30 protein-coding genes are annotated in these 26,461 nt (G+C 67.4%); 17 read left to right on the top strand and 13 right to left on the bottom strand.

Annotation, left to right across the window (positions count from 1 at the left end; genetic code table 11):
- Window positions 1-104: 104 nt before the first annotated feature.
- From G3N98_RS09350 to G3N98_RS09330, 5 genes are all read left to right on the top strand, one after another.
- The gene (locus tag G3N98_RS09350; protein WP_206148006.1) at window positions 105-590 is read left to right on the top strand and encodes a CreA family protein; all 486 of its coding nucleotides are present in this window, start codon (window positions 105-107) and stop codon (window positions 588-590) included.
- A gap of 62 nt (window positions 591-652) precedes the next feature.
- Complete coding sequence (locus G3N98_RS09345) at window positions 653-1,552, top strand: AraC family transcriptional regulator (RefSeq protein WP_206148005.1); 900 nt, start codon at window positions 653-655, stop codon at window positions 1,550-1,552.
- Between the two features lie 104 nt (window positions 1,553-1,656).
- Window positions 1,657-2,424, top strand: coding sequence for an AzlC family ABC transporter permease (locus G3N98_RS09340; RefSeq protein WP_175240076.1), 768 nt, complete (start codon window positions 1,657-1,659; stop codon window positions 2,422-2,424).
- Complete coding sequence (locus tag G3N98_RS09335; RefSeq protein ID WP_089472399.1) at window positions 2,421-2,759, top strand: AzlD domain-containing protein; 339 nt, start codon at window positions 2,421-2,423, stop codon at window positions 2,757-2,759. The genes G3N98_RS09340 and G3N98_RS09335 overlap by 4 nt, the downstream gene beginning before the upstream one ends.
- Before the next feature lie 161 nt (window positions 2,760-2,920).
- Window positions 2,921-3,706 carry a DUF4088 family protein gene (locus G3N98_RS09330; RefSeq protein ID WP_089472398.1) on the top strand — a complete coding sequence of 262 codons (786 nt, stop codon included), beginning with the start codon at window positions 2,921-2,923 and terminating at the stop codon, window positions 3,704-3,706.
- Between the two features lie 123 nt (window positions 3,707-3,829).
- On the opposite strand, the gene G3N98_RS09325 is transcribed toward G3N98_RS09330, so the two are convergent.
- Window positions 3,830-4,231, bottom strand: coding sequence for a hypothetical protein (locus G3N98_RS09325; protein WP_206148004.1), 402 nt, complete (start codon window positions 4,229-4,231; stop codon window positions 3,830-3,832).
- A 270-nt stretch (window positions 4,232-4,501) separates the two neighbouring features.
- Here G3N98_RS09325 and G3N98_RS09320 point away from each other — a divergent pair, with 270 nt between their 5' ends.
- The 3 genes from G3N98_RS09320 (at window position 4,502) to fumC (ending at window position 7,794) form a co-directional block, all read left to right on the top strand.
- A complete protein-coding gene (locus tag G3N98_RS09320; protein WP_006486208.1) occupies window positions 4,502-4,720 on the top strand; it encodes an RNA-binding S4 domain-containing protein in 219 nt (72 codons plus the stop codon).
- A gap of 135 nt (window positions 4,721-4,855) precedes the next feature.
- Window positions 4,856-6,244 carry a multidrug efflux MATE transporter NorM gene (norM, locus tag G3N98_RS09315; RefSeq protein WP_089424825.1) on the top strand — a complete coding sequence of 463 codons (1,389 nt, stop codon included), beginning with the start codon at window positions 4,856-4,858 and terminating at the stop codon, window positions 6,242-6,244.
- Window positions 6,245-6,399: 155 nt separating this feature from the next.
- Window positions 6,400-7,794, top strand: a complete 1,395-nt coding sequence (fumC, locus tag G3N98_RS09310; protein WP_043181919.1) for a class II fumarate hydratase — start codon at window positions 6,400-6,402, stop codon at window positions 7,792-7,794.
- Between the two features lie 64 nt (window positions 7,795-7,858).
- Here the strand turns inward: fumC and G3N98_RS09305 are convergent, their stop codons facing one another.
- Together G3N98_RS09305 and G3N98_RS09300 are read right to left on the bottom strand one after the other, a co-directional pair.
- Entirely contained in the window at window positions 7,859-8,371 is a 513-nt protein-coding gene (locus G3N98_RS09305; protein ID WP_039370920.1) for an acyl-CoA thioesterase, read from the bottom strand.
- Between the two features lie 130 nt (window positions 8,372-8,501).
- Entirely contained in the window at window positions 8,502-8,645 is a 144-nt protein-coding gene (locus tag G3N98_RS09300) for a hypothetical protein (protein WP_175240067.1), read from the bottom strand.
- A gap of 193 nt (window positions 8,646-8,838) precedes the next feature.
- Here G3N98_RS09300 and G3N98_RS09295 point away from each other — a divergent pair, with 193 nt between their 5' ends.
- Window positions 8,839-9,546 (top strand): helix-turn-helix transcriptional regulator, encoded by a 708-nt coding sequence (locus G3N98_RS09295; RefSeq protein ID WP_089424824.1) that lies wholly within the window; start codon window positions 8,839-8,841, stop codon window positions 9,544-9,546.
- A gap of 162 nt (window positions 9,547-9,708) precedes the next feature.
- Window positions 9,709-12,282: a DUF6600 domain-containing protein gene (locus G3N98_RS09290; RefSeq protein WP_206148014.1), complete on the top strand. Its 2,574-nt coding sequence runs from the start codon at window positions 9,709-9,711 to the stop codon at window positions 12,280-12,282.
- 103 nt (window positions 12,283-12,385) lie between these two features.
- On the opposite strand, the gene G3N98_RS09285 is transcribed toward G3N98_RS09290, so the two are convergent.
- A complete protein-coding gene (locus G3N98_RS09285; RefSeq protein WP_089439519.1) occupies window positions 12,386-13,357 on the bottom strand; it encodes a thymidylate synthase in 972 nt (323 codons plus the stop codon).
- Window positions 13,358-13,398: 41 nt separating this feature from the next.
- Window positions 13,399-14,796, bottom strand: a complete 1,398-nt coding sequence (locus G3N98_RS09280; RefSeq protein ID WP_089472395.1) for a sigma-54 dependent transcriptional regulator — start codon at window positions 14,794-14,796, stop codon at window positions 13,399-13,401.
- A 501-nt stretch (window positions 14,797-15,297) separates the two neighbouring features.
- Between G3N98_RS09280 and G3N98_RS09275 the strand changes: the two genes are divergently transcribed.
- The gene (locus tag G3N98_RS09275) at window positions 15,298-15,624 is read left to right on the top strand and encodes a hypothetical protein (protein WP_206148003.1); all 327 of its coding nucleotides are present in this window, start codon (window positions 15,298-15,300) and stop codon (window positions 15,622-15,624) included.
- A 21-nt stretch (window positions 15,625-15,645) separates the two neighbouring features.
- Here the strand turns inward: G3N98_RS09275 and G3N98_RS09270 are convergent, their stop codons facing one another.
- On the bottom strand, window positions 15,646-15,873 hold the full coding sequence (locus G3N98_RS09270; protein ID WP_206148002.1) for a hypothetical protein: 228 nt from the start codon (window positions 15,871-15,873) through the stop codon (window positions 15,646-15,648).
- Between the two features lie 25 nt (window positions 15,874-15,898).
- On the opposite strand from G3N98_RS09270, the gene G3N98_RS09265 reads away from it, so the two are divergent.
- The gene (locus G3N98_RS09265) at window positions 15,899-16,399 is read left to right on the top strand and encodes a dihydrofolate reductase (RefSeq protein WP_206148001.1); all 501 of its coding nucleotides are present in this window, start codon (window positions 15,899-15,901) and stop codon (window positions 16,397-16,399) included.
- An 81-nt stretch (window positions 16,400-16,480) separates the two neighbouring features.
- Here the strand turns inward: G3N98_RS09265 and pmbA are convergent, their stop codons facing one another.
- Window positions 16,481-17,851 (bottom strand): metalloprotease PmbA, encoded by a 1,371-nt coding sequence (pmbA, locus tag G3N98_RS09260; RefSeq protein WP_039370934.1) that lies wholly within the window; start codon window positions 17,849-17,851, stop codon window positions 16,481-16,483.
- Window positions 17,852-17,978: 127 nt separating this feature from the next.
- On the opposite strand from pmbA, the gene yjgA reads away from it, so the two are divergent.
- Together yjgA and mog are read left to right on the top strand one after the other, a co-directional pair.
- Window positions 17,979-18,584 carry a ribosome biogenesis factor YjgA gene (gene yjgA, locus G3N98_RS09255; protein ID WP_277396892.1) on the top strand — a complete coding sequence of 202 codons (606 nt, stop codon included), beginning with the start codon at window positions 17,979-17,981 and terminating at the stop codon, window positions 18,582-18,584.
- Window positions 18,565-19,185 (top strand): molybdopterin adenylyltransferase, encoded by a 621-nt coding sequence (mog, locus tag G3N98_RS09250; protein ID WP_011351366.1) that lies wholly within the window; start codon window positions 18,565-18,567, stop codon window positions 19,183-19,185. Before yjgA ends, mog begins: the two co-directional genes overlap by 20 nt.
- Before the next feature lie 16 nt (window positions 19,186-19,201).
- Here mog and orn read toward each other — a convergent pair whose 3' ends face one another.
- Complete coding sequence (orn, locus tag G3N98_RS09245; protein WP_046545212.1) at window positions 19,202-19,822, bottom strand: oligoribonuclease; 621 nt, start codon at window positions 19,820-19,822, stop codon at window positions 19,202-19,204.
- A gap of 117 nt (window positions 19,823-19,939) precedes the next feature.
- Here orn and G3N98_RS09240 point away from each other — a divergent pair, with 117 nt between their 5' ends.
- The 3 genes from G3N98_RS09240 (at window position 19,940) to G3N98_RS09230 (ending at window position 22,524) form a co-directional block, all read left to right on the top strand.
- On the top strand, window positions 19,940-21,199 hold the full coding sequence (locus G3N98_RS09240; RefSeq protein ID WP_206147999.1) for a M48 family metallopeptidase: 1,260 nt from the start codon (window positions 19,940-19,942) through the stop codon (window positions 21,197-21,199).
- Complete coding sequence (gene rsgA / locus G3N98_RS09235) at window positions 21,196-22,137, top strand: ribosome small subunit-dependent GTPase A (protein WP_206147998.1); 942 nt, start codon at window positions 21,196-21,198, stop codon at window positions 22,135-22,137. The genes G3N98_RS09240 and rsgA overlap by 4 nt, the downstream gene beginning before the upstream one ends.
- Before the next feature lie 66 nt (window positions 22,138-22,203).
- Window positions 22,204-22,524 carry a hypothetical protein gene (locus tag G3N98_RS09230; RefSeq protein ID WP_089424817.1) on the top strand — a complete coding sequence of 107 codons (321 nt, stop codon included), beginning with the start codon at window positions 22,204-22,206 and terminating at the stop codon, window positions 22,522-22,524.
- 64 nt (window positions 22,525-22,588) lie between these two features.
- On the opposite strand, the gene G3N98_RS09225 is transcribed toward G3N98_RS09230, so the two are convergent.
- From G3N98_RS09225 to rimM, 5 genes are all read right to left on the bottom strand, one after another.
- A complete protein-coding gene (locus G3N98_RS09225) occupies window positions 22,589-23,527 on the bottom strand; it encodes a CobD/CbiB family protein (protein WP_011351361.1) in 939 nt (312 codons plus the stop codon).
- A 120-nt stretch (window positions 23,528-23,647) separates the two neighbouring features.
- Window positions 23,648-24,334, bottom strand: a complete 687-nt coding sequence (locus G3N98_RS09220) for a CoA pyrophosphatase (protein WP_069247448.1) — start codon at window positions 24,332-24,334, stop codon at window positions 23,648-23,650.
- 87 nt (window positions 24,335-24,421) lie between these two features.
- Window positions 24,422-24,814, bottom strand: a complete 393-nt coding sequence (rplS, locus tag G3N98_RS09215; protein ID WP_006753174.1) for a 50S ribosomal protein L19 — start codon at window positions 24,812-24,814, stop codon at window positions 24,422-24,424.
- A gap of 133 nt (window positions 24,815-24,947) precedes the next feature.
- A complete protein-coding gene (gene trmD, locus G3N98_RS09210; RefSeq protein ID WP_089472387.1) occupies window positions 24,948-25,742 on the bottom strand; it encodes a tRNA (guanosine(37)-N1)-methyltransferase TrmD in 795 nt (264 codons plus the stop codon).
- A 1-nt stretch (window position 25,743) separates the two neighbouring features.
- Window positions 25,744-26,424 (bottom strand): ribosome maturation factor RimM, encoded by a 681-nt coding sequence (gene rimM, locus G3N98_RS09205; protein ID WP_089472386.1) that lies wholly within the window; start codon window positions 26,422-26,424, stop codon window positions 25,744-25,746.
- Window positions 26,425-26,461: the final 37 nt, after the last annotated feature.

Below are 26,461 nucleotides of genomic sequence, written 5' to 3'. Positions count from 1 at the left end.
GTCATTCGACGGGCCTTTTGTTTTTCCGGCCTGCCATTCGGCTTTCATCGTCCGATCGCGCGCATGCTAGAGTCTCTGTCCCGCATTCGCATCCGGTTCCGTCGATGAAGCACCGCCTCCTCCGCTCAGCCCCCTTCGCCCTCCTGCTTTCCGCGTTCGCCGCGGCGCCGCTCGCGCACGCGGAGGAAGTCGGCAGCGTCAACACCCATTTCCGCGTCACGGGCTCCGATCGCGTGGTCGTCGAGGCGTATGACGATCCGATCGTGAACGGCGTGACCTGCTACGTGTCGCGCGCCCGCACCGGCGGGATCAAGGGCACGCTCGGCGTCGCCGAGGATCCGAGCGAAGCATCGATCGCATGCCGGCAGGTCGGCCCGATCAGCTTCAAGGAGCCGCTCAAGCAGCAGACCGACGTGTTCAGCGAGCGCATGTCGTTCATCTTCAAGACCCTGCACGTCGTGCGCGTAGTCGACACCAAGCGCAACACGATCGTCTACCTGACCTACAGCGACCGCATCGTGAGCGGCAGCCCGAAGAACGCCGTCACCGCGGTACCGATGCCGGCCGGCACGACGATTCCGATCAAGTAAAGCCCGCGCCTGCCGGGCGCGCGAGCGATACACTGTCGATTCGACCGCTCCCGCGCCCGATCATGTCCGCCACCCGCCTTCCCGACTCCGCACGCTACTGGCGCACGCCGCTGCTGCCGGACGCGGATCTCCTCACGGCCACCTATCGCGATCATGCGTTCGCCCCCCACTGGCACGACGCGTACACGATCCCCGTGATTCTCGAAGGAGCGGAGCGCTTCACCTATCGCGGCAGCGGCTATGTCGCCGAAACCGGCTCCGTGCCCGTCATCAATCCCGGCGAGGTGCATACGGGGGCGCGCGCGGCCGACGAAGGCTGGTGCTATCGCGTCAGCTACATGCCGGTCGAATTCATCCGCGAACTCACCTGTTCGATCGCCGGCCGCCCGCAGGACGCGCCGTGGTTTGCGCCCGACGTGATTCGCGACGCCGATCTTGCGGCCCGGCTCACGCTCGCGCACCGGATGATGGAGGCCGGCAGCGAACGCGCACTGCCGTTGCAGACGCACGGGCAGCCGGCGCATGATCCGGCGACCGGTGCACCGCGCGTCTACGATCCGCTCGCCGCCGAAACGGCGATGCTCGACGCGTTGTCGACGCTGATCGTGCGCCATGCCGACGCACAGCCGCGACCGGCCCCGCTCGCGGCGGACGAACCGCGCGTCGACGTCATGCGCGAGCGGCTCGCCGCCGACCTCGTGTGCACGGTGACGCTCGACGAAGTCGCGCAGGCGGCCGGCCTGTCGCCGTTCCACGCGGCGCGCCTGTTCACCCGCACGACCGGCATGCCGCCGCATGCGTGGCGCAACCAGTTGCGCTTGCAGCGCGCGCTGGCGCCGCTGCGCGCGGGCGTGCCCGTCGCCGACGTCGCGGCGGCCAGCGGCTTCGTCGACCAAAGCCACTTCACCCGGCATTTCAAACGCATGTTCGGCGTGCCGCCCGGGCGCTGGCAGGCAAGCTGACGCGCGGCGTCCCGCCCGCCACCGCGATACCGCCGGCATCCCCCCATCCGGCAAGCGCAAGAACATACAAGCCGGCACACCCCCTGCCCGCTATCCTCCCGTTCATGGAGGAGCACCCTTTGAATCCGATACCCGCATCGCCTGCCCGCCGCCCATTGAACGAATGGCTCGACGGTGCGCGCGACACGATCCCGATGATGATCGGCGCCGCCCCGTTCGGCGTGATTTTCGGCACGCTCGTGGGCGGCGGCCCGCTCGCCGCCTGGCATGGCGCACTGATGTCGCTCGCCGTGTTCGCGGGCTCCGCGCAGTTCATCGCGCTCGGCCTGATCGCGGGCAGCGCGAGCTTCGTCGTCGTGCTCGCGACCACGCTGATCGTGAACCTGCGTCACCTGCTGTACAGCGCGACGCTCGCGCCCTATGTCGCCCACCTGCCGCTGCGCTGGCGCGCGACGCTCGGTGCACTGATGACCGACGAGGTGTTCGCGGTCGCCTATGCGCACTACCGGCATTTCCCGCCGGGCGCGATCGGCCCCCACTACTTCTTCGGCTCGGGGCTCGCGATGTACCTGAACTGGCAGGTCTGGACGCTCGCGGGCATCGGCTTCGGCGCGGCATTCCCGGGCCTGCAGTCGCTTGGCCTCGATTTCGCGATGGCGGCGACCTTCATCGCGATCGTCGTCCCCCAACTCGGCACGCTGCGCTATTTCGCGGCAGCCGTGACGGCCGGCACGCTCGCGTACTTCTGGCAGGGCTGGCCGTACAAGCTCGGGCTGCTCGGCGCGGTCGCCGCCGGCGTCGCGGTCGGCGTCGCGCTCACGTTGCTGCACGAACGCACGCGCGCCGGCTCGCGCACGGAGGCCGCATCGTGAGCTACGCGCTGCTGATCCTCGGGATGGCCGTCATCACGTACGCGATCCGCTCGACGCTGTTCCTGTTCGGCGAACGGCTGACCTTCCCGCCGCTCGTGCGGACCGCGCTCGGCTTCGTGCCCGTCACCGTGCTGACCGCGATCATCGTGCCGATGGTCGTCTCGCCGCACGGCGGCACCGCCGAGCTGACCTGGCGCAATCCACAGCTCGTCGGCGCGCTCGCCGCCGTGCTCGTGTCGGCCGCCACCCGCCGCCCGCTCGTGACGATCGCGGTGGGGCTCGCGGTGTTCTTTTTCTGGCAAGGGGTCGTGATGCCCCACTGGCTACCCGCCTGAGTACACACTCGGTCATTCGTACTCAAGTTTCCGCCCGGCGCGCCGATATAGGGAATGAATACCCGCCACCGGCCTCGGCGCGCACCGGTCAGTCGACGCTGCGCCCGTCCCGGTGCGCCGTGCCGGCCGCCGGCTGGCACGGGCCGCCATCGAGACGATTCATGGGCCAGATCACCCTTTCCCTCAAGGACGACACGCTTGAGTCCCTGCGCAAGGACTACGACGCGTTCGTCCGCGTGTCGCTGAAACTCGACCCGCAGTTCGCGACGCCGTCGTTCGAGGATTTCCTGCGCGCCAAGCTGCTCGACAACATGGTGCCGCTGACCGAGCACGCGGTGCAGCGAATGCTGCAGGGCGGCCAGTACGCGTGGGCAAAACGCACGCTCGACAAGGAATTTCCGGACGTCGTCGCGATCCTGATGCGACAGGCCGGCGAATTCGGCTTCGGCTTCGCGTCGCGCTCCGAATGGACCCCCGACGAACTCGCGAAGGCTTGCCGCGACTGGGCGAAAGCGATCGTCGCCGAAGCGCAGGGCGACCCGTCGCTGATCGATCCGCTCGCCTCGCAGATCAAGGGGGCCGCGCAAGACATCCAGACGCTCGAGGAACTGATGCAGACGCCTGCGTGGCGGCTCGCGGAATCGCTGCGACAACGGGTCTACGAGGCCAAGCTCGCATGCGAGATGAGCGTCGGCAGCACCGCGCGCGACAAGCTCGGCGAACTGCGCGGGCTGCTGCGGCTCGGGCTCGCGCACGGTTCGTTCCAGAAGCAGGAAGCACAGCAGATCATGGAGTACCTGCGGCTGCTGAAGCCGGAGATCTTCGTCGAGGAACCGTACGACGTCTTCGCCCGGCTCGCCGCGTGGTTGCGCAGCGTATTCACCCCGGCTGCCGCGCGGCCGGCGCAGGGTCAGCCGGGCCAAGGGCAGAGCCAACGGCGGCCCTAACGGCGCGCCCGAACCCATCGACAAATGAAAGCGGCCCGGTTCGCGCAACGCGAACCGGGCCATCGGATGGCCGCCGTCGCGACGCGCCGTCGAGGGCGAGCGTCGCGCGGCGCCTGCCACCGCTTACTGCGTGGCGCCCTGGGCCGATGCACCGCCTTCCGCGCCGACCGACGCACCGCCTTCGGTTGCTTCGCCGGCCTTCGCCTTGGCCGAGCCGACATGGCTCTTGGCCGACTTCGCGGCATGCTTCGTGTGCTTCTTGGCCGAGTGGACGGCCGACGACGTCGTATCCTTCGCGCCATCGGCTGCCGCGCCGACTGCATCGGTTGCACCGCCTGCCGCATTGCCCGACGCATTCGCGCCCGCACCGCCCTGCATGCCGGCACCGGCACCCGCCGCCGGCGTCTGCGCCTGCACGCCGGCACCGGCTGCGCCCTGCACCGCCGTACCCGTCTGGGCAAATGCGGCCGAAGTGGCGAACGCCGTCAACGCGGCACCGATCAGCATCGTACGAATCTTGGACATGGCAATTCTCCTCAGGAAGTTGTGCGCCCGAACCGCAGCGATGCGGTCCGTTGCGTCCCCCGCCGCAACACGCAGCAGGTACGACAGAAGACCCGCGGCCCGCGCGGCCGGTTCTCGAATCTCTCAGACTGTTACCCACCGTTTCATTTGCTGACGAATGGCTCACACTCCCTAACAACTGCGGGCGGCGGCCGGCCGCGCTCGCGCGCAGGCCCGCGGTGCCGTATGATGCGAGGCGATTCCTCCCGCGCTTTGCGCACCTTCTTCGTCATGCCCAATCTGGATTTCACGCTGACCGGCGAATACGTCGAGCTGCACAACCTTCTCAAGATCACCGGCCTCGCGGACAGCGGCGGCACCGCGAAGCTGATCGTCGCGTCCGGCGCGGTGAAAGTCGACGGCGCGGTCGAGCTGCGCAAGACCTGCAAGATCCGCGCGGGCCAGGTCGTCCTGCTCGGCGACACGCGCATTGCCGTGCGCGAAGCCTAGGGCCGACGGTTCCCCCTGCCTGCGACATGGCCATCGGCGCGCGCGTTCGACACCGTTCGAATAAAGCCGTAAGCTAGCCGTCTCTCAAAATAAATACATATAGCGCGGGCCCGCACCCGCGCGAGCGCCCATTCCATGTCGCATTCCGGTCTTACGCGGACGGCCGCCGCGCCGCCGTCCCTGTCCAGTCATGCCGCCGATACCGCGCGCCTCGCCGCGCCGCTCGCGATCGCGCAGCTCTCGCAGATGGCGATGAGCGTCACCGACACGGTGCTGCTCGGCTCGCTCGGCCCTGATTCGCTCGCGGCGGGCGGGCTCGGCGCGAACTTCTTCTTCGTCATCGTGACCGTGCTGCAAGGCGTGCTGTCGTCGGTCAGCGTCAGCGTCGCGCATGCGCGCGGCGCCAAGGCCGACGAGCGCGTCCCGCACATCTACTGGACCGGCTTCGCGCTGTCCGTGCTGCTCGCGATTCCGGCCATCATCGCGCTGTCGCTGTCCGAACCGATCCTGCTGATGTTCCACGAGCCGCCGCTGCTCGCCCATCACGTCGGCGAATACACCGGCATCCTGCGCTTCGCCGCGCTCGGCAGCCTGATCGGCGTCGGGCTGATGCGCGCGTTCCTGCCGGCGATCGGCGCGGCGCGCCGGCTGCTGTGGGTGTCGATCGGCGGTGTCGGCGTCAATGCGGTGCTGAACTACGGGCTGATCCACGGCGCGTTCGGACTGCCGCGCCTCGGCTTCCTCGGCTCGGCGGTCGCAACGACGATCACGATCTGGCTCACCGCATTCGCCTTGATCTGGCTGCTGCACGGCCGGCAGCGCTTCCGTCATTTCGTCACCGCCGCCCGCCCGAAGCTGCCGATGATGGGCGAATTGATCGGTATCGGCTGGCCCGTCGCGATCACGTACGGGGTCGAGTCGACACTGTTCCTCGCGACCGGCCTGACGGTCGGCGTGCTCGGCGCGACGTCGCTGGCCGCGCACCAGATCGCGCTGAACGTCGCATCGGTGGCGTTCATGGTGCCGCTCGCGATCGGCCAGGCCGCCAACGTGCGGGTCGGTTACTGGGTCGGCGCAGGGGCGCCCGTCGCCGCGCGGCATGCCGGCTTCGTGGCACTCGGCCTCGGTGTGGCGTTCATGACGCTGTCGGGCATCGTGCTGATCGTCGCGCCGCATGCGATCGTCGGCCTGTACCTGAACCTCGACGATCCGGCCAACGCAGCCACCGTGTCGCTCGCCGCGTCGCTGCTCGGCATCGCCGCGGTGTTCCAGATCGTCGACGGCGCGCAGACCGTCGGGTCGGGTGCGCTGCGCGGCCTGAAGGACACGCGCATCCCGATGCTCGCGGCCACCCTCGGCTACTGGGGCATCGGTTTTCCGACCGGCTACTGGTTCGCGTTCCACGTGGGCCTCGGCGCCCGCGGCCTCTGGTGGGGCCTCGCGGCCGGCCTCGCCAGCGTGGCCGTGCTGATGGCGTGGCGCTTCCATCTGAAGAGCGCGTCGCTCGTGACGTCGCCGCACTGAGCGCGACAAGACGCGAAATCCGCGCCGGCGCTATGCTAGTCGGCTGAAGATCTCGAGACGCCGCGCGAGCGGCGCGACTGCCTCACGATACGTCTGATTACGTCTGATGCCGCGCGACCACGCGCGGCCTTTCCCCTTTCCTGGAGGAGTGGATCATGAACGAAGCAGTTCGGATGGAACGCGATACGTTCGGCGAGATCGCCGTGCCGGCCGACCGGCTCTGGGGCGCGCAGACCGAGCGCTCGCTGCAGAATTTCCGGATCTCGACCGAGAAGCAGTCGCCCGAGCTGATCCACGCGCTCGCGATCGTCAAGCGCGCCGCGGCGGCCGTGAACCAGTCGCTCGGCGTGCTGGCCGACGACAAGGCGCGCGCGATCATCGACGCGGCCGACGAGATCATCGCCGGCAAGCATCCGCGCGAATTCCCGCTCGCCGTGTGGCAGACGGGCTCCGGCACGCAGACCAACATGAACCTCAACGAGGTGATCGCGAATCGCGCGAGCGAACTGCTGGGCGGCGAGCGCGGCGAAGCACGCAAGGTTCATCCGAACGACGACGTGAACCGCGGCCAGTCGTCGAACGACGTCTTCCCCACCGCGATGCACGTCGCGGCCGCGTACGCGATCGTCAACCACCTGCTGCCGGCACTGCGCACGCTGCGCACGACGCTTGATGCGAAGTCGAAGGCGTTCGCCGACATCGTGAAGATCGGCCGCACGCACCTGCAGGACGCGACGCCGCTCACGCTCGGCCAGGAGTTTTCCGGTTACGTCGCGCAGCTCGACCAGGGCATCCGTCACGTCGAATCGGCATTGCCGCACCTGTACGAACTCGCGCTCGGCGGCACCGCGGTCGGCACGGGCCTGAACGCGCATCCGGAGTTCGCGGTGCGCGTCGCCGATGAAATCGGCCGGCTTGCGAAGCTGCCGTTCGTGACGGCGCCGAGCAAGTTCGAGGTGATGGCGGCGGCCGATGCGCTGGTGTTCGCACACGGCGCGCTGAAGACGGTCGCGGCCGGCCTGATGAAGATCGCGAACGATGTCCGCTGGCTCGCGAGCGGGCCGCGCTGCGGGCTCGGCGAGCTGTCGATTCCAGAAAACGAGCCGGGCAGCTCGATCATGCCGGGCAAGGTGAACCCGACGCAATCCGAAGCCGTGACGATGCTGTGCTGCCAGGTGTTCGGCAACGACGTCGCGGTCAACGTCGGCGGCGCGAGCGGCAATTTCGAGCTGAACGTGTTCCGGCCGATGATCGCGCACAACGTGCTGCAGTCGGTGCGGCTGCTCGCCGACGGCGCGCAGAGCTTCAACGATCACTGCGCGGTGGGCATCGAGCCGAACCGCTCGCGGATCGACCTGCTGCTGAACGAATCGCTGATGCTGGTGACGGCGCTCAATCCGCACATCGGCTACGACAAGTCGGCGCAGATCGCGAAGAAGGCGCACAAGGAAGGCACGACGCTGAAGGCGGCCGCGCTCGCGCTCGGCTACCTGACCGAGGCGGAATTCGATGCGTGGGTACGTCCCGAGCAGATGATCGGGTCGCAGTAACGGCAGGAAGAGGCAGGAAGAGGCAGGATGACGGGCGCGGCGCGATGCGCGGCGCCCGCAGCGGTCAGACCGCGCCCTTCGCGACCTCTTCCGGCTTCATCTCGACGATCTTGTCGAGCGCGGCCCGCACGTCGGCCGCATATTTCGCGAGCACCTTCTGCTCGTCGGTCTCGGGCACGAACGGCGGCACCGGCACCGGGTTGCCGTTCTCATCGACCGCGACGAACACGACGAGGCAATCGGTCGTCTGGCGCAGCATGCCGCCCTTCGGATCGCCGGCATGCACGGACACATGGATGTGCATGCTGGTGCGGCCCGTCGCGACGACGCGCGCCTTCAGCTCGACCAGATTGCCGACCATGATCGGACGCTGGAAACGGATGTTGCCGACGCTGACCGTCACGCAATAGCGGCTCGACCAGACGGCCGCGCACGCATACGCAACCTCGTCGATCCACTTCATCAGCGCGCCGCCATGCACCTTGCCGCCGAAGTTCACGGACGACGGCTCGGCGAGGAAGCGGAAGACGGTTTCGGTGCGGTCGAGGGCGGCCGGTACGGGGGACGGTTGGGACATCTTGCTGGCTCCAGGCGGCAGGGGCGCTGTAATCGGGCCATTATACGTTGCACTGCGGCAACGCGTCGCGGGGCGCCCCGTGTGGCGCGGCTGCCGGGGATTGGCCCGGCGCGCGCACGGCCGGCACCGGTCAGCGGCGCACCGTGATGCCCTGATCGATCGTTCCGTACATCTCGATGCTGCCGCCGCGCTCGCCGGACGCGCCCGCACCGCCCTGCGCACAGGCCGCGCAGACGAGCGCGGCCGCCAGCAAACAGAAAATCGTCTTCATCATTGCATCGTGTCCCGTGCGGCCGCCCGCTGCGGCCGCTTTCAGCCATTCTACGCGCGCGCCGCAAGCGGCCGCAGCCCGGTTCCGCCGCATCGACGACACCCGCGCCAGTGCATCCGACATTTCAGCCAAAAGCGAAACATCGAATGCGCACGCCCACTACACTGAAGCTCATCCCGCCTGACGAGACACGACGATGACCGACCAAGACGACCACCACTTTCCGGGCCTGAGCCGCATCGGCTCGCTGATCGCCGACCCGGGGCGCGCCGCGATGCTGTGGGTGCTGATGGACGGCAGCGCGCGACCGGCAGGCGAGCTGACGATGATCGCGGGGCTGTCGCCGTCCGCTGCAAGCGCCCATCTCGCGCGCTTGACCGAGGGCGGCCTGCTCGCGCTCGACGTGCGCGGCCGGCACCGCTACTACCGGATCGCGTCGGCCGACATCGCGGCCTCGCTCGAGGCGCTCGCGAACGTCGCCCGCGCAGCCGCGCCGCATCGCCCGGTTCCGGCGCCGTCCCGCACGGTCCCGGCCGAGTTGCGCTATGCGCGCACCTGCTACGACCACATGGCCGGCGAACTCGCGGTGCGCATCTTCGACGGGCTCACCGCGCGCGGCTGGCTGCTTGCCGACGGCGATGCGATCGAGACCACCGAACTCGGCACCCAGGCGCTCGCGCAATGGGGCATCGACGTCGCGCAGCAGCGCACGCGCCGGCGCCGCTTCGCATGCGGCTGCCTCGACTGGAGCGAACGGCGCTCGCATCTCGGCGGCGCACTCGGTGCGGCGCTGCTCGATAGCTTCTGCGCGCACGGCTGGATCGAACGCGCCGCACGGCCGCGCGTGCTGCGCGTCACCGTGCCCGGACAGCAGGTTTTCGACGAGTGGCTTACGTCCGCTTGACGCCTGGATTGCGTCTGCACGACAACGGCGCGCGATCGACAGGTTTTGTTACATCGCGTGCCATTCGACTTACAAAACACCGAGCATTGAAACAGGCCGAGCGGATATTGTGAACTCAACGGCACGAATCGACGCGCCGTGATAATGACGAAGACGCTCACCATGGCCACCCTGTTCACGCTCAAGCGAACCGCCCGCTGCACGCTGGTCGCGTTCGTCGCGCTTGCGGCACTGCCCCCCGCATTCGCGCAATCGGCCGGCGCGCCGCCCTATGCGGCCGCAGCACGGCAACCGGGCGGCGATCCACCCAGCCGGGTCGCGCGGCTCAATTACCTGTCGGGCGCCGTGACGACCGAACCGGCCGGCACCGATACGTGGTCGTATGCCGCCGTGAACCGGCCGCTGACGACCGGCGACCAGCTCTGGAACGATGCCGGTGCGCGCTCGGAGCTGCACATCGGCTCGACCGCGGTGCGGCTCGGCGAATCGACGAACCTGTCGGTGCTGAACCTCGACGACACGACGACCCAGCTGAAAGTGGGGCTCGGCACCGTATCGACGCACGTGCGCGATCTGCCGGCCGGCGGATCGTACGAAATCGACACGCCTAATCTCGCGCTCGGCATCACGGGCCCCGGCGACTATCGCGTCGACGTCGCGCCGAACGGTGCGAGCACGACGGTCACGGTGCGCAGCGGCGGTGCGACCGTCTACGGCAGCAATGGGCAGTACCCGCTGTCGCCCGGGCAGCAGGTCGTGTTCACGGGCACCGACCTGCAGGTCGCGCAGCAATCCGCCGCCCCGGGCCCCGACCCGCTCGACCAGTGGGCCGCCAGCCGCGACGCGGCCGAGGAGCGCTCGGTATCGGCCCGCTATGTGTCCCGCGACATCCCCGGCTACCAGGATCTCGACGCGAACGGCACGTGGCGCGAAACCCCGAACTACGGCCAGGTCTGGGTGCCGAACGACACGCCGGCCGACTGGGCGCCGTATCACGACGGCCACTGGATCTGGCAGGCACCGTGGGGCTGGACGTGGGTCGACGACGCGCCGTGGGGTTTCGCGCCGTATCACTACGGCCGCTGGGCATACGTGGACGATAGCTGGGCCTGGGTACCGGGCCCGATGGTCGTCAGCCAGCCGCCGGTCTATGCGCCGGCACTCGTCGCGTTCGTCGGCGGTGGCGGCGGCCCCGACTGGAGTGTCGCGCTCACGGTGGGCGGCGTCGCCGCGGCCGGCTGCGCGTGGTTCGCGCTCGGCCCGGGCGAACCGTGGCATCCGGGCTGGGGCGGCTGGAGCCCGCACTACTACGACCGCGTGAACCGCAACATCGTGGTGAACAACGTCAACGTGAACAAGACCGTGAACGTGACGAACATCACCAATATCACCAACATCAACAAGACGTACGTGAACTTCCGTGCGCCGCACGCGATCACGGCTGTACCGGCCTCCGCGTTCGTGCACGGCCAGCCGGTCGCGCACTTTTCGCAGCACGTCGATCCGCAACAATGGCGCAACGCGCACGTCATGCCGGGGACACCGGGCATTGCGCCGGTGCGCCAGAGCTTCACGGGCGGGCTGCGCAATGCGAGCTACCGTCCGCCTGCGGCGATTGCCCAGCACCCGTACGTCGCGACGCGCAATCCCGCCGTGCCGGCCGCGTATCGCGACCACGCGGCGGCCCACCTCGCGCAGCAAGGCGGGCGCGTACCGGGTGCCGGCGCACCTGTCGTGAAGACGAACGTGCCGGCCGACTACACGGCTCGCCCGGTCCGCGTTCCGGGCAAGCCGGACGGCGGCGCGTGGGCGATGCACAACGTGCAGCTCGTGAATCCGCACGGCCCCGTCGTGCAACCGGCTCGCGCGCCTCGCGAAGGCCAGCCGGCCGCCGGGCAGGCCGGGCGGCCGGGCACACCGATGCCGGGCATGCCGAATCTCGCGCGGCCGGCGAACGGCGAAACCCCCAACGCAGCGCGTTTCGCCAACGGCGGCATGCCGCAGGCGCCCGGCACCCCGGTGCCGCATCAGGCATTCGGGCCAGGCAACGGCGTCCCGCATCCGCCGGTCGCGAACAACGGTCCGGCGGGCATCGGCAATGCACATGCAGCCGAGACGCCGTCACCCGCGTGGATGCAGCCGCACACACCGATGGAACGTCAACGCCCTGCGCCGCCGACCGCGCTCCACGCGGCGGGACAGAATGCGCTGCCGCCCGTGCGCAGCGCGGCGGTGCCGCATCCGGAAGGCGTGCCGACTCCGCAGGGCGCGCAGCCCGGCAGCCGGAACGAAGCGCCACGCGCCCTGCCGCAACCGCGGCTCGACAGCACGGCGCAGATTCCGCAGCCGCGTCCGCGCCCCGATTTCCAGTCGCCGGCCCAGCATGGACAATCGCAACCGGAACGGGCGGCACCTGCACCGCAACCGCACGCCGAATTCGCGCAACCGGCGCCGCATCGCGAAATCGCGCCGCCCCGTGTGAACGAGTACCATCCGCCGGCCCCCGCCATGCATGACATGCCGCGCCCGCAACCGCAGGCGCCGCGCATGGACCCTCGGCCGCAACCTGCACCGCGTATGGAGCCGCGACCGCAGCCGGCGCCACGCATGGAACCGCGTCCGTCGATGCCCGCTCCGCACATGGAACCGCGGCCGCAACCGGCGCCGCACGTCGAGGCACCTCACCCGAGCAACCCGCCGCCGCAAGGCGGTCACGAAGAGCGGCATCGCCAGTAAGCGCCGCAAACGTGAAACAAAATGGCCCGACCGGGATCAGCCGGTCGGGCCATTTTTCTACGGGGCGCGGCGCGATGCATCCCGCGCGCCCCGGCTTGCTCGATCAGACCGCCATCGGTGCGGTCAGCGGCTCATGGTGGCGGTAGCCGACGAGCGAGAAATCGGACGGCTCGATCTGTTCCAGCCACTCGGGCGCGTAGACGCCCGTCTTCGCGTATTCCGGCACGCGCTCGGCAATCTCGAGCCGCGGGCTCTCGTAAGGCTCGCGCGTGAGCTGGCGCTGCAGCATGTCGAGCTGGTTCTCGTAGATGTGCGCGTCGCCGATGAAGTACGTGAACCAGCGCGGCGTGTAGCCCGTCAGCCGGCCGACGAGTTCCAGCAGTGCGGCCCCTTCCGTCAGGTTGAACGGCGTACCGAGGCCGACGTCGTTGCTGCGGATGTACAGGCACAGCGAGATTTCACGCTTCGTCGCATTCGGCAGGAACTGGTAAAGGAGGTGGCATGCGGGCAGCGCGATCTGGTCGAGCACGGCCGGATTCCACGCGTGAAACAGGATGCGGCGGTCGGACGGATTCTCCATGATCGTGTCCAGGCACTGGCGCAACTGGTCGATCGCCTTGTACAGCAGCACCTTCGGCGCACCGTCTTCGTCGAAACGCGTGACGATCCGGAAGCCGCGGCGCGTCGCATCGGCGATCTGCGCGTCGGCGCCCGCGTCGAGCACCTTGTAGCCCGGCCACTGGCGCCATTGCACGCCGTACACGTCGCCGAGATCGTCGACGCCCTGGCGATACGGGTTCGCGAGCCATTGCGCGTTCTCGTTCGCGTTCGCATCCCACACCTTGCAGCCGAGCGCGCGGAAATCGGCCGCGCTGCGCGTCGCGCGCAGGAAGCCGACCAGTTCGCCGATCGCCGACTTGAAGGCCAGCTTCTTGGTCGTCACGGCCGGGAAGCCTTGCTGCAGGTCGAAGCGCAACATCGCGCCCGGCATGCTGATGGTGCGGATCCCCGTGCGGTTCTCCTGCCAGGTGCCGGTATCGAGAATGGTACGAACGAGATCGAGATACTGTTTCATGCGGGTTCCTTCGGCCGCGAGGGCGGCCGTACCCGCCAATTTTAGCAAGCGTGGTGAGGAAGCTCCGGCAACGGCGCCGAAAACCCTGCCAGCGTGTCGCCGCGATCGCGCATGCCGTGTGCGCACATCAGCCGGTAGAGCGTGACGCGCGACACACCGAGTTCGCGTGCGGCATCCGCGAAACGGCCGCGATGCCGCAACAGCGCCTGCTCGATCGCCTGCCGCTCGGCCGCCTCGCGCGCCTCCAGCAGCGACACGGGCGCGAGCGTCGCGAAGTCGTTCAGCTCGAGATCGGCCGCGGTGATCAGCCGGCCTTCCGACATGACGATCGCGCGGCGCACGCGATTGATCAGCTCGCGCACGTTGCCCGGCCACGAATAGCCGTACAGCGACGCGACCGCATCAGGGGAAAAGCCGCGCAGGCGACGATGCGCGTCGCCCTTGAAACGCTCGAGCATGTGGCGCGCGAGCACCTCGATGTCCTTGCCGCGCGCGCGCAGCGGCGGCTCCTCGATCTTCAGCACGCACAGGCGATGGAACAGATCCTCACGGAAGCGCCCTTCGCGCAGCGCCGCTTCCATGTCCACGTGCGTCGCGCAGATCACGCGCACGTCGACGGGCACCGACACATGAGCACCCAACCGCTCGATCTTGCCTTCCTGCAGGAAGCGCAGCAGGCTCGCCTGGCTTTCGAGCGGCAAGTCGCCGATTTCGTCGAGAAACAGCGTGCCGCCGTTGGCAGCCTCGACGCGGCCGATCTTGCGCTGGTTCGCGCCGGTGAACGCGCCGCGCTCATAGCCGAACAGTTCGGCCTGCAGCAGCGTCGACGGAATCGCACCGCAATTGATCGCGATGAAAGGCGCCTGCGCGCGCGACGAACGTTCATGAATCGCGACCGCCGTCAGTTCCTTGCCCGTACCCGATTCGCCGGAGATGAACACCGGCGCGTCGGTCGCCGCGACGCGGCGTATCGTCCTGAAGAGCCCGAGCATCGCGTCGCAGGTCCCGACCATTTCGCCTTCGCTGCGTCCGGCGCCGACGGGCGGCGCAACGGTTTCGGTCAGCGCGATCATTCCGTGTGCATGGCCGACGGTCTCGACGATCCGCGCCGTCTCGTACGGCATCGTCACGTAGTCGAAACAGTAGTCGCGAATGAGATGGCGCAGCGTAGCGTCCTGCAACTGGCCGCGGCGCGTCGCCGCGATCCAGCCGATGTGCTGAATGCTCAGACAGGATTCGAGTTCGCGCAGGTCGGAAGGCTTGAAGCCCGGCGAAAAATCGAGCAGCCCGGCCGTTGCGACACCATGCTGCACGACGCGCCGTACGTCTCGCACGGTCTCCGCGAGATCGACACGCCAACCGCATTCGTCGAAATGGCCGCGCAACGCGTCGTTCGGTTCGCGCGAATAGTAGATCACGTGCCGCTGATCGGCGCCCATAGCTCACCCCGTTCATCAACCGTCTAACGATTGCCGTGCACGCCAGGTCACGTGCGAAAAGGATCGAATCGGGTCAGCCGAAGGCGGCTCGATTCGCCATGCCGATGCGTGGCGACGACAAAGCCTCGCATGATGGCGCTTATCTCGCGTCCAGTTATTTTGATCAAGACAGCTTAGTTATAGGCACTGAATACGACAATCCAATTTCAGCGCGGTGGGCGATGCGGCCGTATCGCTCAGGAGGTCGATGCATGTCAATCGTCTGCACATAGCCCCGGCGCAGCGATACGCTCTGTCATCAACACTTGCGACGATTTTCATCCTTGAGGCGTATCGATTGAATCAGCAGTATTCCCAAGCCCCCTCGTTTCAGGCCTGAAACATTTTCAGCCGTTTTCCGACACAATTCGCAACGCTTGAGCACGAATCGCAGTCTCGACAACGGTCCTGGCGCGATGGCATGCATTTCGCTGAACATGGAAACCGTCGGAGACAGCGACCATGCGAAAACATCTTTTACTTTCTTTCGTGCCGGTGACCATTGCGGTCGCGGCCGCGGGCCCGCCCACGCCCGTACGCGCAGACGAAGGCACGAATCCGGATCGCGCCATGCTGCTTGCGGAAAACACGCCGAGCATGCAGCACGGCAACGGGTTCGGCATCGTGACCGTGTCGTCACCGCAACCGCTGCCGACCGGCAGGACGTCGGTGACCCTGTGGGACGAGATCCCGCCGCCGCCGCAATTGCCGATGCCGCTTCCGGCACCGCAGCCGGGCGACGTGCAGCACGTGATGGAAGGCACCACGCACGGCAGTACCCATCAGTGATGCACGAGTCGAACCATTTGATCAGGATAACGTATTGATTTGCACGAGCCGGACAGCATCGACCCGATGCCGGCATCGTCGCGCTCGCAACACGAAACGGTTTTTGTGCTCCGTCCCCCGGCGGGCACTCTTTTTATTCATTCCGTCGCCGCGACGCATTGCCTCGGGCGTCGCGGCGCGCAGTGCGGAAAGGCGGATGCGCATACCCGGAACCGGCGCAGGCCGCCGTTCCGGTAAAATCGGCGCCATTCCGGTTTTCCTTTCCCCGACCTTCATGACGACGTTGACCCTGATCGTCGCGCGTGCCCGCAACGGCATCATCGGCCGCGACAACCAGTTGCCCTGGAAACTTCCCGAGGATCTCGCCTTCTTCAAGCGCACGACGATGGGCGCACCGATCGTGATGGGCCGCAAGACCCACGAGTCGATCGGCCGGCCGCTGCCGGGCCGCCGCAATATCGTGGTCACGCGCGACGCGACGCGTCGCTTCGACGGCTGCGACACGGTCACGTCGCTTGCCGATGCGCTGACGCTCGCCGCGCGCGACGGCGTGCCCGAAGCGTTCCTGATCGGCGGCGCGCAGCTCTACACGGAAGGTCTCGCACTCGCCGACAAGCTGGTCGTCACCGAGATCGATGCCGACTTCGACGGTGACGCGTCGTTCCCGGCACCCGACGCCGCGCAGTGGCAGGAAGTGTCGCGCGATGCGCACCAGGCGGCCGCACCGAATACGTTCGGCTATGCGTTCGTCGTCTACGCGCGCAAGCGCGGCTGACGCGTCAGCACGATGAAAAAAGCCCGACCGGCGCGAGCCGTCGGGCTTTTTCGTTTGATGGCGGCCGATGCCGCGTGCCGCTTACTGCCCGGCGATCGTCATCTGCTCGATCAGCACCGAGCCCGTTTCCTTCGTGCCGCGCACGATCGAATCGGCACCGATCGCGACGATATGCCGGAACATTTCCTGCAGCGTGCTCGCGACCGTGATTTCCTCGACCGGATACTGGATCACGCCGTTCTCGACCCAGAAGCCCGCCGCACCGCGCGAATAGTCGCCCGTCACGTAGTTCACGCCCTGCCCCATCAGCTCGGTCAGCAACAGGCCCGTGCCGAGCTTCTTCAGCATCGCGTCGAAATCGTCGCCCGCCTGCGTGTTCGAGCTGCGCAGCGCGAGGTTGTGCGAGCCGCCCGCGTTGCCGGTGGTCTGCGTGCCGAGCTTGCGCGCCGAATAGGTCGACAGGAAGTAGCCTTCGACGACGCCGTCCTTGACGACGCTGCGCGCACGCGTGCGCACGCCTTCCTCGTCGAACGGCGCGCTGCCCATCGCGCGCGGCACGTGCGGATCCTCGACGACCTGGATGTGCGGCGCGAACACCGGCTTGCCGAGGCTGTCGACGAGGAACGACGTCTTGCGGTACAGCGCACCGCCGCTCACCGCCTGCACGAATGCGCCGAGCAGGCCGGCCGCGAGCGGCGCCTCGAACAGCACGGGCACCTTGCGGGTATCGAGGCGGCGGGCACCCATCCGGGCAAGCGCACGCTCGGCCGCGTAACGGCCCACCGCTTCGGGTGCCGCGAGATCGATCGCGCTGCGCTTCGACGAATACCAGTCGTCGCGCTGCATGTGACGGCCGCTGCCCGCGATCGGCGCGCAAGCGATGTAATGACGCGAGTACGGGTAGCCGGACAGGAAGCCGCGCGACGTGGCCAGCACGAACTGCGAATGCTGGGCCGACACGCTCGCGCCTTCCGAGTTGCGGATCTGCGGGCTAACCGCGAATGCGGCGTCTTCCGCGCGGCGCGCGAGCTCGACGGCCTCGTCGGCCGACAGCGCCCACGGATGGTAGAGGTCGAGGTCACGCGGGTCGGTTTCGAGCAGTTCGGCTTCGGCCAGGCCGGCCGCCTCGTCCTCGGCCGTGAAGCGCGCGATGTTGTACGCGGCGGCGACGGTATCCTTGATCGCGCCCGGCGAGAAATCCGACGTGCTCGCGTTGCCGCGCTTCTTGCCGATGAACACGGTCACGCCGACCATCTTGTCGCGGTTGTGCTCGATCGTTTCGACTTCGCCGCGGCGCACCGACACCGACAGGCCGTCGCCCTCGGAGATTTCGGTCGCGGCGTCCGTCGCGCCGAGCGCCTTCGCATGGCGAAGGATGTCGGAGGCGATTTCTTTGAGCTGGTCCTGCGTGTGCGGGAAATAGCGCGCTTGTACGTCGAGATTGGCTGCCATCGTCTTGATATCCGGTGGCGGGCGGGCGCCCGCATGTTCAAAATGTTGCGTATCCCGCGATCATAGCAAGGTCCGGGGCCGGACACCGACAAGCTTGGGGTGTCCGCGGCGCGATACAATGCCGACCATGACACGCAAAACCCGAATCCAGCCGATCGAGCATGCCGCCGAAGAGGACGACAATGGCTACGATCGCCCCAGCAAATCCCAGTTGAAGCGCGAGATGCACGAGCTGCAGGTACTCGGCCAGGCACTCGTCGATCTGCCGAAAGACGCGCTGAAACGCATGCCGATGCCCGAAAGCCTCGGCGACGCCGTGCGCGAGGCGCGCCGGATCACCGATCACGAAGGCAAGCGCCGCCAGCTCCAGTACGTCGGCCGCGTGATGCGCTCGCTGACCGACGACGAGACGGCCGCGCTGCGCACCGCGCTCGACGCGCAACGCGGCGTGAACAAGGCCGCGACGGCCCGCCTGCACTGGATCGAACGCACCCGCGAACAGTTGCTCGCGAGCGACGACGCGCTGACCGAATTCCTGCGCCAGCACCCGGAAGCCGACATCCAGGAAGGCCGCACGCTGATTCGCAACGCACGCAAGGAAGCGCAGCAAGGCAAGCCGCCGCGCTATTTCCGCGAGTTGTTCCAGTGGATCAAGACCGCCGGCGGCACGTCCCATGCGGACGACGAAGCGGCAGGCGACGCCGGAGACGACCATGACGACGACGAAGCGTAACCACCCGGACGAGCTCGTCGTCGGCCTCGTGTCGATCAGCGACCGCGCGAGCACCGGGGTCTACGAAGACAAGGGCATTCCGGCGCTGCAGGAGTGGCTCGCCGGCGCGCTGGTGTCGCCGTGGCGCGCCGAAACGCGCCTGATCCAGGACGACGCGCCGACGATCTCCGCCACGCTCGCCGAACTCGTCGACGTCGCGGGGTGCGACCTCGTGCTGACGACGGGCGGCACGGGCCCGGCGCGCCGCGACGTGACGCCCGAGGCCACGCTGGCCGTGGCGACGAAGGAAATGCCGGGATTCGGCGAACAGATGCGGCAGATCAGCCTGAATTTCGTGCCGACCGCGATCCTGTCGCGGCAGGTCGCGGTGATCCGCGAGACGGCCGACCATGCGGCGCTGATCGTCAACCTGCCCGGCCAGCCGAAGTCGATCCGGGAAACGCTCGAAGGGCTGCGCGATGCCGACGGCAAGTCGACCGTGCCCGGCATCTTCGCCGCGGTGCCCTACTGCATCGACCTGATCGGCGGCCCGTACATCGAGACCGACGCCGCGGTGGTCGCGGCGTTCCGGCCGAAAAGCGCTCAGCGCGCACCGCGCTAGGCGCGTGCCGGCCCGCTCAGGCGGCCGGCGCGGACTCGCCTGCCGAAGCCGATGCGGCCGGAATCAGGAAATGCTCGCGGTAGTACTTCAGCTCGTCGATCGACTCGTGGATGTCCGCGAGCGCCGTGTGCATCGCCCGCTTCTGGAAGCCCTTGTAGATCGCGGGCTGCCAGCGGCGGCACAACTCCTTGAGCGTGCTGACGTCGAGGTTGCGGTAGTGGAAGAACCGCTCGAATTCGGGCATCCAGCGCGCCATGAAGCGGCGGTCCTGGCAGATCGAGTTGCCGCACATCGGCGACTTGCCGGGCGACACGTACTGCGCGAGGAAGGCCTGCAATTGCTCGGCGGCTTCCGCCTCGGTCACGGTCGACGCGCGCACGCGGTCGATCAGGCCCGAGCGGCCGTGCGTCGACTTGTTCCAGTCATCCATCTTCGCGAGCGTTTCGTCGCTCTGGTGGATCGCGAACACGGGGCCTTCGACGGCGATATCGAGCGTGGAATTGGTCACGACGACCGCGATCTCGATGATGCGGTCGTTATCCGGGTCGAGGCCCGTCATCTCCATGTCGAGCCAGACGAGGTTCAACTCGTTGCGCACGAGCGCGGGCTGGCTGGCGGAAGCGGCGGTATCGGTCATGAGTCATCCTGGAAAATGGCGGACGGCGCGCGGCGCCGCCCGGGCGGCCGGCATCGCATCAGCGGGGCCGGTCCGCAAGAACATATAATTCTCGCATAGAACCCTTTGGCGCCTTCGATGTCACCCTTTTCGTTCACCCTGCTGTTCGCGCTCGCCGTGCTCGCGATGGTCGTCACCAAGCTGTGGCTCGCGTCGCGGCAAATCCGCTTCGTCGCGGCGCACCGTAACGACGTCCCCGCGCAGTTCAGCGCAACCATCCCGCTGACCGCCCACCAGCGCGCGGCCGACTATACGGTCGAGCGCACCCGGCTGACGATGCTCGAAATCGTCGTCAGCGCGGCCGTGCTGGTCGGCCTCACGCTGCTCGGCGGCGTCGGCGCGCTCGACACGCTGCTCACCGGCTGGATCGGCCGCGGCTACGGGCAGCAGGTCGCGCTCGTCGCGGCGGTGCTCGTGATCACGAGCGTCATCGACGTCCCGTTCGAGTATTACCGCCAGTTCGGGATCGAACAGCGTTTCGGCTTCAACCGGATGACGAAGCGGCTGTTCTTCACCGACATGCTGAAAAATTCGCTGCTCGGCGCCGCGCTCGGCCTGCCGCTGCTGTTCGTCGTGCTGTGGCTGATGAACCAGGCCGGCAGCCTGTGGTGGCTGTGGACCTGGATCGTCTGGGTCGCGTTCCAGATGCTCGTGCTGCTGATCTACCCGACCTTCATCGCACCGATCTTCAACAAGTTCGAGCCGCTGAAGGACGACGCGCTGCGCGCGCGCATCGAGTCGCTGATGAAGCGCTGCGGCTTTGCGGCGAAGGGGCTGTTCGTGATGGACGGCAGCCGCCGCTCGGCGCACGGCAACGCGTACTTCACGGGCTTCGGCGCATCGAAGCGGATCGTGTTCTTCGACACGCTGCTCGCGCGCCTGTCCGGCCAGGAAATCGAAGCCGTGCTCGCGCACGAACTCGGCCACTTCAAGCGCCGCCACGTGATGAAGCGGATGCTCGTGTCGTTCGTGCTGAGCCTCGTGCTGCTCGCGCTGCTCGGCTGGCTGGCGCAACGCACGTGGTTCTACACGGGGCTCGGCGTCACGCCGTCGCTCGACACGAGCAACGCGGGCGCCGCACTCGTGCTGTTCTTCCTCGCGATTCCCGTGTTCCTGTTCTTCGCAACGCCGCTCGGCAGCCTCACGTCGCGCAAGCACGAATTCGAGGCCGACGCGTTCGCGGCCAGCCAGACCGACGCACAGGATCTCGTCAGCGCGCTCGTGAAGCTCTATGAGGACAACGCGTCGACGCTGACGCCCGACCCCGTCTACACGGCCTTCTACTACTCGCATCCGCCCGCATCGCAGCGGATCGACCGCCTGATGCAGCACGCATGAGCCGGTCGACCTCCCGCAAGCCGGCCCCGCGCGCGTCGAATGCGCAACGGGTCGAAGGCCGCGTGATCGCGGCGCACGGGCGCCACTACATCGTCGCGCCCGACGACGGCGGCCCGATGCTGCAGTGCTTCCCGCGCGGCAAGAAGAGCGACATCGCAGTCGGCGACCGTGTCGTGTACGAACTCGCATCGGCCGACCAGGGCGTCATCGTCGAGATCGGTGAGCGGCGCAACCTGCTGTACCGTTCCGACCAGTTCAAGTCGAAGCTGTTCGCGGCCAACCTCGATCAATTGCTGATCGTGCTCGCGACCGAGCCCTACTTCAGCGAGGACCTGCTCGGCCGCGCGCTGATCGCCGCCGAGGCGAACGAGCTGAAGCCGCTCGTCGTGCTGAACAAGATCGACGTCGAAGCCGCGCTGCCGGTCGCGCGCGAGCGTCTCGCGCCCTACCGCGCCCTTGGCTACGACGTGCTTGAGCTGTCGGTGAAGGGCTCGCCCGACGACGCGCGCGCGCAACTGATGCCGCACCTCGCCGGGCATTCGACGATCCTGCTCGGCCAGTCCGGGATGGGCAAGTCGACGCTCGTGAACCTGCTCGTTCCCGATGCCGAAGCCGCCACGCGCGAGATTTCGGCCGCGCTCAACAGCGGCCGTCACACGACGACGTTCACGCGCCTCTACCCATTGGCGGGCGGCGGCGCGCTGATCGATTCGCCGGGCTTCCAGGAATTCGGCCTCTACCACCTGACGGAAGGCCGTCTCGAGCGCGCCTTCCCGGAGTTCCGGCCGCTGCTGGCCGACTGCCGTTTCTATAATTGCCATCATCTGCACGAACCCGGCTGCGCGATTCTCGACGCTGTCGCCGACGGCCGCATCGCACCGTCGCGGCATGCGCTGTATGCGCAGCTCGTGCACGAGGCGAGCCAGATCGTCCGCTGACCGCGCGGCACACGCGCGGCAGCCAGCCGGCGCCATGCGGGCCGGCGTTCACCGACAGGAGCCGCGATGCGTTTCAAGGCACCCGATCTCGCGACGGCACAGCATTGGGCCAACGTGCTTCAGGTAGCCGGCATCGGTTGCGAGCTGCATAACTGCTACGCGACCGGCGCGCTCGGCGGCCTGCCCGCCGACGCCTGCACGCCCGAACTGTGGCTCGACGACGAACGCGACGACGCACTCGCACGCCGGCTCCTCGATGCCGCGTCGCACGGCCCGTCGGCCGGCGCCGCGCCGTGGCGCTGCCGGCAGTGCGGCGAGGCGCTCGAAGCCCAGTTCACCGCGTGCTGGCAATGCGGCGCCGTCCGCGATCCGCTGGAAGACGACTGAACCACAGCAAAAAGGCCGGCTTCAAGCCGGCCTTCTGCCTTTCATCGAGTACCGCACTGCCCCGTCATGACACCCAGACGGCGAGCGTCAGCATCAGCAGCAGAATCATCCACAGGATCACCGCACGCCAGACGAGACCCACCGCGGATTGCAGCGTACGCGGCGTGCAATCGTCACCGACCGTCAACGGGCCGCTGTCGCCGACGGCCAGCGCATCGAGGCTCGACGGTTCCGCGAGCGGCCCCGCGAGGCGTGCGCCGAGCGCACCGCTGCCGGCTGCCAGCAGGACGCCATCGTTCGGATCGGGCCATTGGCGCGTGTGGTTGCGCCACGCATAGATCGCGTCCTCGAAATTGCCGACGATCGCGAAACCGAGCGCGGTCAATCGCGCGGGAATCCAGTCGATCACGAAGAACGCACGCTGCGCGAACGTCGAGAAGGCCGCCGTGCGGTCGTCGCCCGGCGTCGACCAGCTGCGTGCGAGGTATTCGGAAATCCGGTACAGCACGGCACCGGCCGGGCCGATCGGTAGCACGTACCAGAAGAACACGCCGAATACGTGGCGATGCGATGCGACCACGGCGTGAATCAGCGTATGGCGGACGATTTCGCCGACCGGCATGTCGACCGTGTCGATGCCCGTCCACTCGTGCAGGATTTCGCGCGCACGCGGCACGTCGTCGTTATTGAGCGCGAGGTGGATGTCGGTGAAGTAATGGCTGAACTGACGGAAGCCGAGCGTGAAATACACGACGACGACGTTCCAGATGAATGCGAGCACGAAGCTCACCTTGAACAGCAGGAAATAGATCAGCGCGACGATCAGCACCCACGGCAGCACGACCGCGAGCCAGGCGAGGATGCCGTGCTTCTGCTTGCCCGCGTCGAGACCATGCGCGACGGTTTCCGCATGAAACTGGAACAGCGCGAACACCGGATTGTTCGGCGACAACGCGCGGACCTGTTCGATGATGAGAGCGAGGAGAACCGAAAAGAAAGTCATGCGTGGCGCCGTCTTCGGAGTTATGTCATTTTTTGCATAACGATAGCACAGCGTAAGCACCGGATGGCTGCCGGTGCAGCCGCCCGCCAGCCGGCCACGCACGCCGACAATCGTGCACGCCTAGCCGGCGGCCAAGAAGCGGTACAGATTGCGCAACATGCCGGCAGTTGCGCCCCAGATGAAGTAATGCCCGCCGGGTTCGCCATTCGGATAGGGCATCGCAAAAAAACGACGCTCGCCGCCTTCCCAGCGGAACACACGGACCTGATGATTCGCGGGATTCATCAGGAACGCGAGCGGGACCTCGAAAATCTCGGCCACTTCGAACGTGTCGGCCTGCACGGTGAACGGCGGATGCACGAGGCCGACCACCGGTGTCACGCAAAAGCCCGTACCGGTCAGGTAGTCGGGCAGCGCGCCGAGGATCTCGACACGCTCGTCTGCCAGACCGATCTCTTCCTTCGCCTCGCGCAACGCGGTGGCGGTTGCATCGCGATCGAACGGTTCGCGACGACCGCCGGGGAAGCTGATCTGCCCGGCGTGGTCGTTCAGGTGGTCGGCGCGCTGGGTCAGCAGCATGGTGAGGCCGGACTCGCGGACGACGAGCGGCACGAGGACGGCCGCGCTGCGTGGATCGACGCCCTCCTGCAGCCTCGCCTCGCCGGGCTCGACGCTCCATTCGAGCGTGCGCGCGAAACGGTCGCGCAGGCCGGACGGCGTCATCAGGCGGGAATCGATGGCCGGCAGGCCGGCGCCGGTGCCTTCGACCGGCAGGACTTCGGGATCGATGATGGGGCGGCGATTCAATGGGGCTCTCGGGTTCGTGTCGTATCGAGCATATTCTCGCGCCAGAATGAAAAAAGCACCCGGTTGGGTGCTTTTTCCTTACAGCTCTTACTCTTGGGAAGCTGCTGCGGCGCGATCCTTCGACACCAGCTTTTCCTTGATACGAGCCGACTTGCCCGAACGCTCGCGCAGGTAGTACAGCTTCGCACGACGCACATCACCGCGGCGCTTCACGACGATGCTTGCCAGCAGCGGCGAGTACGTCTGGAACGTACGCTCGACGCCTTCGCCCGACGAGATCTTGCGGACGATGAAGTTCGAGTTCAGACCACGGTTGCGAATCGCGATCACGACGCCTTCGTAAGCCTGAACGCGCTTGCGGTTACCTTCAACCACGTTCACGTTCACGATCACCGTATCGCCCGGGGCGAATTCGGGGATCGTCTTGCCGGCGAGCGCGCGCTCGATTTCTTCCTGCTCAAGTTTTGCGATCAGATTCATTACTGACTCCTTATGCCATCGTGTCGGCGTTGGTACCCGCCTGCTTCCAGGCCTGGCCCCGATAGAGGATGGATTCACATCAGGCGCCGCACACGCATGTACGGCACCGCCAATTCCCGCTCGCGCAGCCGCCTCAGGAGGCGTCCTTCGCTTCGCGTGCGAGGTTCGCGAGCCACGCCTCGTCGGCGCGACTCAACAACTTCTCGCGGCGCGCCCGGACGATCAGGTCCGGCCGCTTCCGCAACGTATTCCTCAATGCTTCCTGGCGCCGCCACTTCTCGATCTCGGCATGATGCCCGCCGAGCAGCACGTCCGGTACGCGCACGCCGTCGTATTCCTCGGGGCGCGTGTAGTGCGGACAATCGAGCAGGCCGTCAGCGAAACTGTCCTGCACGGCCGACAGCGAATCGTTCAGCACACCAGGCAGCAACCGTACGACAGCATCCATCATCGCCATCGCCGGCAATTCTCCGCCGGACAGGACGAAATCGCCGAGGCTGATTTCCTCGTCGACGCAACGATCCAGCAAGCGCTGGTCGATCGCTTCGTAGCGGCCGCACAGCACGACGACACCGGGTTCCTGCGCCATCCGTACCGCACGCTCGTGCGTGAGCGGCGCGCCCTGCGGCGACATCATCACGACACGCGTGCTCGCGATGCCCTGCTCCGCCTGCGCCGCTTTCGCGGCATCGATTGCGGCTTCGAGCGGCCTGGCCAGCATCACCATGCCCGGACCACCGCCGTACGGACGATCGTCGACCGTGCGGTAGTTGTCCGTCGTGAAATCACGCGGGTTCCAGGTGCGCAACCCGAAGCGCCCTTGCTTGACGGCCCGGCTGGTAATCCCCCAGTCGGTCAGTGCACGGAACATCTCGGGAAAGAGCGTGACGACGTCGAACTGCACCGCGCTCTCGGTAACCTGGTTCATTTCAGTAATCGGCTTCCCAGTCGACGACGATACGACGCGCCGCCTGATCCACCGTTTTGACGTATACGCCGACGAACGGAATCAACCGCTCGTCGGTGGTCGGCTGACCGTCTTTGCCGGTCGCCGGATACTCGACACGCATGATCGAATGCACGCCATTGTCGATCATCCCGCTCACCTTCCCGAGTGCCACCGATTGCTCGTTGACGACGTCGAGACCGATCAGGTCGACCCAGTAGAATTCGTCCGCGGCCAATGCCGGGAAATCTTCCCGGCGCACGAACACGCGAAAGCCGCGCATCGCGTACGCGGCATCGCGGTCGCTGACGCCCGCGGGTTGCGCAACGACGGTGTCGCTGTGCGCCTTCGACTGCATGATGCGGACGGAAAGCCGCTCCGCTCCGCGTTCCAGCCACCAGTGGCGCGCCTTGAGCAGCGCATCGCCACCGCGGCCGGCGTCGGCATGCGTCGCCACCTTGACCCAACCCTTCAGGCCATAGGCGTCGACCACCGCTCCGACCTCGACGGCATCGTCGGGCCAGGCTTGCGCCACTTCGAGACTGCCCTGCTGCTCGGCAGCCTGACCGGCGTTCGCGACAGCGTCGCGCTCGACCGGCTTGCGGACGAATGCGCCAAACGACGCACGCCCGCGCCTTGCATTACCGGAATCGTGACCCGCCATCAATGCACCTCACAGCCGGCACGACCGGCACACCGTG

It is taken from the genome of Burkholderia sp. Tr-20390 (assembly GCF_017104595.1).
In the GTDB taxonomy this organism is placed as follows: Bacteria; Pseudomonadota; Gammaproteobacteria; order Burkholderiales; family Burkholderiaceae; genus Burkholderia.
The sequence above is the reverse complement of the archived record's forward strand: the minus strand, read 5'-3'. Positions and strand labels throughout refer to the sequence as shown.